Raw genomic sequence first — 5,921 nt, 5'->3', positions numbered from 1 at the left:
GTCCACGGCTTCGCCCACCACTGTATGTCCGGCTTCTTCCAAAATCTCTTTTAGATCCATTCTTATAATCGATTCGTTATCAGCAATTACAATCCGCAAAGCATCCATGTTATTCCTCCTTCGCCTCTTTACCGCCTTCCATCAGCCGGGGAATAGTAATAAAAGCATGGGTTCCTGCACGGGAAAACAGACGAAATTCTCCCCCAAGATCTTTTTCTATCAGGGTTCTAACAATCTGCAAACCTAAACTGTTTGTATTTTGCAAAGTAAAATCCTGAGGAAGGCCAATACCGTCATCATAGATATCTATCTGATAGCATTCAGGCGTTGTCGCAATATCCACGCCAATCAGCCCCTCTTTGCGTCCGACAAAACCATGTTCAATGGAATTTTGAATAAGCTCATTAATGACCAATGCTAAGCTGCTGGCTTGTTCGGAAGGCAAAATCACTGTTTGACCATTAAATACGGTTTCAATATTAAAATTGGGCTCAAGCATATTTTGAATAACCAAATCCAAAATGTTTTTGGTAACTTCAGCCACATCAATATATTCTCTGTCTTGTTGAGATAAAAATTCATGAACAACCGATATGCTCAAAATCCGATTAACACTTTCTCTAAGCGCTGCTTTAACTTCCGGAGTCTTGGTGCGCCTCGCCTGCAATCTAAGCAAACTGGCAATGGTCTGCAGATTATTCTTGACACGGTGGTGTATTTCCTGAATGACTGCTGATTTTACCAACAATTCTTTTTCCTTTTTTCGAATATCAGTAACATCCGCAATAATGAACACAGTACGTACGGCTTGGCCGTCGACAAAAATAGGAATGGCCCTCTGGACTAAAATCATGTGACCGGCTTCTGTCTCTTTTTCCAGCGGTTGCCCGGTGGATAGCGCCTGTTGAGCCAGTTTCATATTCACTTGACGGTCAGAGATCCGACGGCCAACCACCCGGTTGATACCCAACACTTTATAAATGGCATCCGCCGCCGAGTTAGCAAAAGTAATGTAACTGCGTTCATCAATAACCACAATACCATCACGCGTACCCAGTGGCCGATACAGTTTACGGTCGAGCGGTCCACTGGTTGCAGCCATATTTAAAAGCATATAGGCAGTTTCTACCAGCATACTGTGCCCATCAGCACTAGCCTCCTGGGTATTGGTTTCAAAACTGGCAGCAGCAATGATACAGCCATCAGCATCCTTGATAGGGTAAACCTGCATTTCTAATACGTCCATACCCAGTGCCCACTCTCGCTGTCCTGCAATATTGGCACCGGAAACTAGTGTCCGCCATACCAACGGTTCTTCACTTGCTTGCACCGTGCTGCCTAGAATGTGTGTTTTGAAATCAATATAACTGGTATTGGGTTTAGCTTGGGCAACAATGGCCAAAAAGTTCTCGCTGTGACCCGGCGCATACAATGTAACCTGAGCGTGAGCAAGATCAGCAGCCAATCCCAGTACACTTGCCGCATTGTCAAGAACTTGAATCTGGTTTGGAGTTAAGACTGTAATTTTTTGACAAATTCCAGCAGTCACGCCCACAGATGAATCCCCCGTTTCACATATAGAGAACTCGGCTTGTGCTAAAACCTCTGGCGCAGGCAAAAGCCGATACTCTCTCATCCAGCAAAGTAACCTCCAGGCAGAAAACAACTCTGCCCGCTAATTCCTTATGTATTCAACTACAACGCAAATAATTCCTTGTCATCTGGTCACAAATCCACAAACTTACAGTCGAATCGGTATCCACAACCTCTTCCCAGGTTATACCCAAAGTTATCAACAATATCCACAAGGTTATACACAGCCTTGTTGTAGATATCATAGGGTCTCACGGCGGTTCATGACTCACTTACCCACATTATCCACAATTGTATTTTATTTATTGTCCACATCATCTGCTTCCTAATTTAAGCGCCGGAACGGCATTAAGATGCAAATCAGCAAAATCCTTGGCCAAATACTGATAATAGGCCCGGCAGGCAATCATCGCTGCGTTGTCAGTACAAAGTATAGGTGGTGGATAAAACAGAGCAAATCCGCGTGCGGCTGCTTGGGCAGCCATTTCCCTCTGCAATGCTGAATTAGCTGCTACGCCGCCGGCTAAGACGATTTGGTTAACCCCAACTTGTTCGGCCGCCATCATGGTTTTCATGACCAGCACATCAACCACAGCCGCTTGAAAGCTGGCGGCTACATCCGGTATGCTGACATCCTCACCCCGCTGTTTAGCACTGTTTAAGTAATTTAAAACCGCAGATTTTAAACCACTAAAACTAAAAGCAAATTTATTCTCGCCTTCCTGCACAGCAAAAGCGCGGGGAAAAGTAATAGCCGAGGGATTCCCTTGCTTAGCAGCATTATCAATATATGGACCGCCTGGATACGGAAAATGCATGACTCTGGCAATTTTATCAAAAGCTTCACCGGCAGCATCGTCACGAGTCTGGCCCAAAAGTACAATCTCATTATAATCCTTAAGGTGAATAAGCGAAGTATGACCACCTGACACTACCAGCGCGACAAATGGCGGCTTTAAATCCTGATGGGCAAGGAAATTAGCAAAAATATGCCCTTCCAAATGGTTTACGCCGATCAGCGGCTTATCAAGCGCAAACGCCAAGGTTTTGGCAGTTGCTACACCCACAAGCAACGCGCCGACTAATCCCGGCCCATAGGTGACACCAATGGCATCAATTTCTTCAATTGTTGTTCCCGCTTGAGATAATGCTTGGTCAACAACAGGAATAACATTCTCAATATGTTTCCGAGATGCTATTTCTGGAACAACACCACCAAATTTTTGGTGTGTGGATACTTGTGAAGAAATAATATTGGCTAAAATTGTACGCCCATTAGCTACAACTGCAGCCGATGTTTCATCACAGCTTGTTTCTAAAGCCAAGGTTAAACTTTGCGTCATAAGGACAGACCTCCATCATAATGTCTGCTAATTATTACATAAACAACAGATGTATTTTAATGTTCAAAGCAAGCCAAATTAGAACCAAGGACAATAATATACAGTCCGGGAAAGGAGGTGCACACAGATGGCACGCTCGAAGAAACCTGTAAATCCGGCCGCAGAAAACGCTCTTGACCGTATGAAAATGGAAGTGGCTAACGAATTGGGGATTTCCGAGCGGGTTCGTAGCCAGGGTTGGGCTACTATGACTTCTGCCGACTGCGGTCGCGTAGGTGGTCACATGGTTCGTAAAATGATTGAGCAGTATGAATCTACTCTCCAATAAATGTTTAACGCACAGGGCGGCTATAGCCGCCCTGTCACCATTTTACGCCCTAAAGCATATGTTAAATTACACAATCACCCTTTGGAGCCACACTCAACGGTGGCCTCTTTTTTTTACAAATTATGCAACCACATAATAATTGCATCTTCACCTAATTCAGCATAATAATTAGGCCGAATACCTTGCTCAACAAAGCCACGGCGGGCATAAAGCCTCCGTGCCGGAATGTTGGAAGGGCGCACCTCAAGTGTCATACGGACTGCTCCCAATTGTTTGGCAGTAACAATCATATGCTCTAACAGCAATGCACCGAGCTTGCGCCCACGATATTCGGGCAAAATTGCGATGTTGGTAACATGGGCTTCATCAATTACAAGCCAGAAGCCGGCATAACCGATAATGCGATCACCATCCAAGATTACTAGGTAATGGGATAAATCATTGTCGTTAAGCTCAGACTCAAAAGCTTCCCGTGACCACGGAGTGGCAAACGCCTGCTTCTCGACTTCCAGCACGGCATCGATATCTGCTTGTTGCATACGCCTAATACTTATTTCAGCCATTACGGCACTCCTGGGACTGCCGCCGTTCCCACAATTCTTCAGCTTCTGACCGTCTGATATACAGCGGTTCCAGACTGGCTACATCATGACGAATCCCCTGCGCATAAAGCTGCTGAGCCATAACCGCGATACTGCCAGCACGCGGCATGATTACATGCGGCGGTACAAGATTAGGTATATCCTCTCTATGCATAACTGCCGCCTCACCCAAAAGTAAAACAGGACGTCCTAGCTGAGCAAGTTTCGCCTGGACTTCGTTAAATGGGATTACCTGTGGTGGCTGCACTTCCACAACCATGTTGTCCTGCCATTCATACAGTCCTAAATACACATTCCCTTTTTGCGCGTCCAGCATGGGAGCCAAAACCGTCCCTGGCGCCGGGCAGCTAAACGCCAGCGCCGCCAGTGTAGGTACACCGATTAATGGAATTTTTAGTGCATAACTAAGTGCCTTTGCGGTTGCCAAGCCAATCCTAAGTCCGGTAAAGGAACCTGGCCCAATACTAACAGCAACCGCCTTTAAGCTGGTCTTTGATATTTCAGCCATAGCCAACAAGCTGGCAATATGAGGCATCAGTCGTTCAGAATGGGTTTTTCGGGTCTGAATAGTAAGTTCAGCCACCAGCGTGTCCGGGGTGGCAATCGCCACACTAGACACAAGGGTGGCTGTATCGACAGCAAGAATAGGCAAACTATTTCAACTCCTCACAAAGCTCTCTATACCGCTTCCCCTGCGGGGTAAGACAAATAATCCTTTCATTTGCCTGCTCACCCAGTTTTAGTGTCATCCACAAATGCTCATCAGGCAAAAATTCGGTAAACTTCTCCGGCCATTCAATAATAGCAATGCCTCCGGATTCCACATAATATTCAAAACCAATATCAGCAAGTTCTTCCGGGTGTTCAAGCCGGTATAAGTCAAAGTGATAAACAGCAAGTTCCTGATCATGGATCATTCCCTCATACACATTAAGTACAGTAAATGTTGGGCTAGAGACAGTATCTACCACATTAAGACCGGCAGCTATCCCCTGACTTAACAAGGTCTTGCCGGCACCAAGGTCACCGGACAAACATAAAACATCACCCGGTTTTAACACTTTGGCAACTTTTTGACCAAAACGATAGGTTTCCTCAGGCCCATTGGTTTTAACGTTTAACAAATTAAATTACTCCTTTTGACGAAAATGGTTATATCCCCTGGCCTTAATTTCATGTACTTGGCCCATTTCATCAACAAGTGTTACCCCTTGTCCACCATCGACAACCTCACCCACTTTACATACGGTTACATCAGGGTGTTCCCGCACAAAGGCTTCATATTTACTAGGCTCCATAGTAAATATGAGTTGAAAATCTTCACCGCCATATAAAGCCCAGTCAAGTGCCTGTTTACCGAATGTTTCGGCTGCAGCTTTTAGGTCTGTAGAAAGGGGAATTTGGTCTGCATATAGTTTTATCCCGACCCTGCTGGCGTTAGCAATTTCGTGAGCTTCGCTGGCTAACCCATCACTAATGTCATTCATACTGCTAGCACCAAAGGCAGCCAATAACTGACCGGCTCTAACCTGTGGCCGCGGAGTTAAATGAGCAGTTACTAGTGGCCAGGCAAAAGGATATTCTTCCCATTCACCAGCCGTAAGCAAAGCCAATCCTGCCGCAGAATTGCCCAAAAATCCAGTAACAGCTACAATATCTCCAGGTTTAGCTCCAGAACGGCGAACCAAATTATCTGGTTCAACTTCACCAGATACCATGACATTAATAACAAGCCCCTGTGGACTAGAAACGGTATCACCGCCAACAATGTTAACCGAAAACTCCCGGCAAATTTCTTTCATACCCTTATATAAATTAACCACAAAATCCGGCGAGGTAGTGGAAGGTAAGGCAATGGAAACCACCGCATGACGGGGTGCTCCCCCCATGGCGGCTATATCACTAATGTTTACAGCGATGGCTTTATACCCAAGCTGCCAAGGCGTTGTTGTTGCTAAATCAAAATGTACTGACTCAACTAGCATGTCAGTCGTAAATAATAACAACTGTTTAGGTGTCGGCAAAAGTGCGGCAGCGTCATCACCAATACCAACA

7 protein-coding genes and 1 pseudogene are annotated in these 5,921 nt (G+C 45.5%); 1 reads left to right on the top strand and 7 read right to left on the bottom strand.

All coding sequences use genetic code 11. The features are described 5' to 3' along the window. The 3 genes and pseudogenes from AC29Z1_RS11150 to tsaD form a co-directional block, all read right to left on the bottom strand. A pseudogene (locus tag AC29Z1_RS11150) lies at positions 1-108 on the bottom strand (response regulator); the annotation flags it as partial. 1 nt (position 109) lies between these two features. Continuing rightward, on the bottom strand, positions 110-1,636 hold the full coding sequence (locus AC29Z1_RS11145; protein WP_488271536.1) for a sensor histidine kinase: 1,527 nt from the start codon (positions 1,634-1,636) through the stop codon (positions 110-112). A 271-nt stretch (positions 1,637-1,907) separates the two neighbouring features. After that, positions 1,908-2,936, bottom strand: coding sequence for a tRNA (adenosine(37)-N6)-threonylcarbamoyltransferase complex transferase subunit TsaD (tsaD, locus tag AC29Z1_RS11140; protein ID WP_488271535.1), 1,029 nt, complete (start codon positions 2,934-2,936; stop codon positions 1,908-1,910). Between the two features lie 127 nt (positions 2,937-3,063). Between tsaD and AC29Z1_RS11135 the strand changes: the two genes are divergently transcribed. Beyond that, entirely contained in the window at positions 3,064-3,264 is a 201-nt protein-coding gene (locus tag AC29Z1_RS11135) for an alpha/beta-type small acid-soluble spore protein (RefSeq protein WP_488271534.1), read from the top strand. A 113-nt stretch (positions 3,265-3,377) separates the two neighbouring features. Here the strand turns inward: AC29Z1_RS11135 and rimI are convergent, their stop codons facing one another. From rimI to thiL, 4 genes are all read right to left on the bottom strand, one after another. After that, the gene (gene rimI / locus AC29Z1_RS11130; protein WP_488271533.1) at positions 3,378-3,827 is read right to left on the bottom strand and encodes a ribosomal protein S18-alanine N-acetyltransferase; all 450 of its coding nucleotides are present in this window, start codon (positions 3,825-3,827) and stop codon (positions 3,378-3,380) included. Next, positions 3,820-4,518 carry a tRNA (adenosine(37)-N6)-threonylcarbamoyltransferase complex dimerization subunit type 1 TsaB gene (tsaB, locus tag AC29Z1_RS11125; RefSeq protein WP_488271532.1) on the bottom strand — a complete coding sequence of 233 codons (699 nt, stop codon included), beginning with the start codon at positions 4,516-4,518 and terminating at the stop codon, positions 3,820-3,822. Before tsaB ends, rimI begins: the two co-directional genes overlap by 8 nt. Before the next feature lies 1 nt (position 4,519). Continuing rightward, complete coding sequence (tsaE, locus tag AC29Z1_RS11120; protein ID WP_488271531.1) at positions 4,520-4,990, bottom strand: tRNA (adenosine(37)-N6)-threonylcarbamoyltransferase complex ATPase subunit type 1 TsaE; 471 nt, start codon at positions 4,988-4,990, stop codon at positions 4,520-4,522. A gap of 6 nt (positions 4,991-4,996) precedes the next feature. Next, positions 4,997-5,921: thiamine-phosphate kinase (gene thiL, locus AC29Z1_RS11115; protein WP_488271530.1), on the bottom strand; the 925-nt coding region annotated here is incomplete at its 5' end.

The organism is Sporomusa sp., from assembly GCF_057736855.1.
This window is presented reverse-complemented; position numbering and strand designations above follow the sequence as displayed.

What these genes read in the sequence shown, in the direction of transcription:
- AC29Z1_RS11145 (WP_488271536.1), bottom strand. Translation starts at nt 1,636, where the DNA reads ATGAGAGAGTATCGGCTTTTGCCTGCGCCAGAGGTTTTAGCACAAGCC.
- tsaD (WP_488271535.1), bottom strand. Translation starts at nt 2,936, where the DNA reads ATGACGCAAAGTTTAACCTTGGCTTTAGAAACAAGCTGTGATGAAACA.
- rimI (WP_488271533.1), bottom strand. Translation starts at nt 3,827, where the DNA reads ATGGCTGAAATAAGTATTAGGCGTATGCAACAAGCAGATATCGATGCC.
- AC29Z1_RS11135 (WP_488271534.1), top strand. Translation starts at nt 3,064, where the DNA reads ATGGCACGCTCGAAGAAACCTGTAAATCCGGCCGCAGAAAACGCTCTT.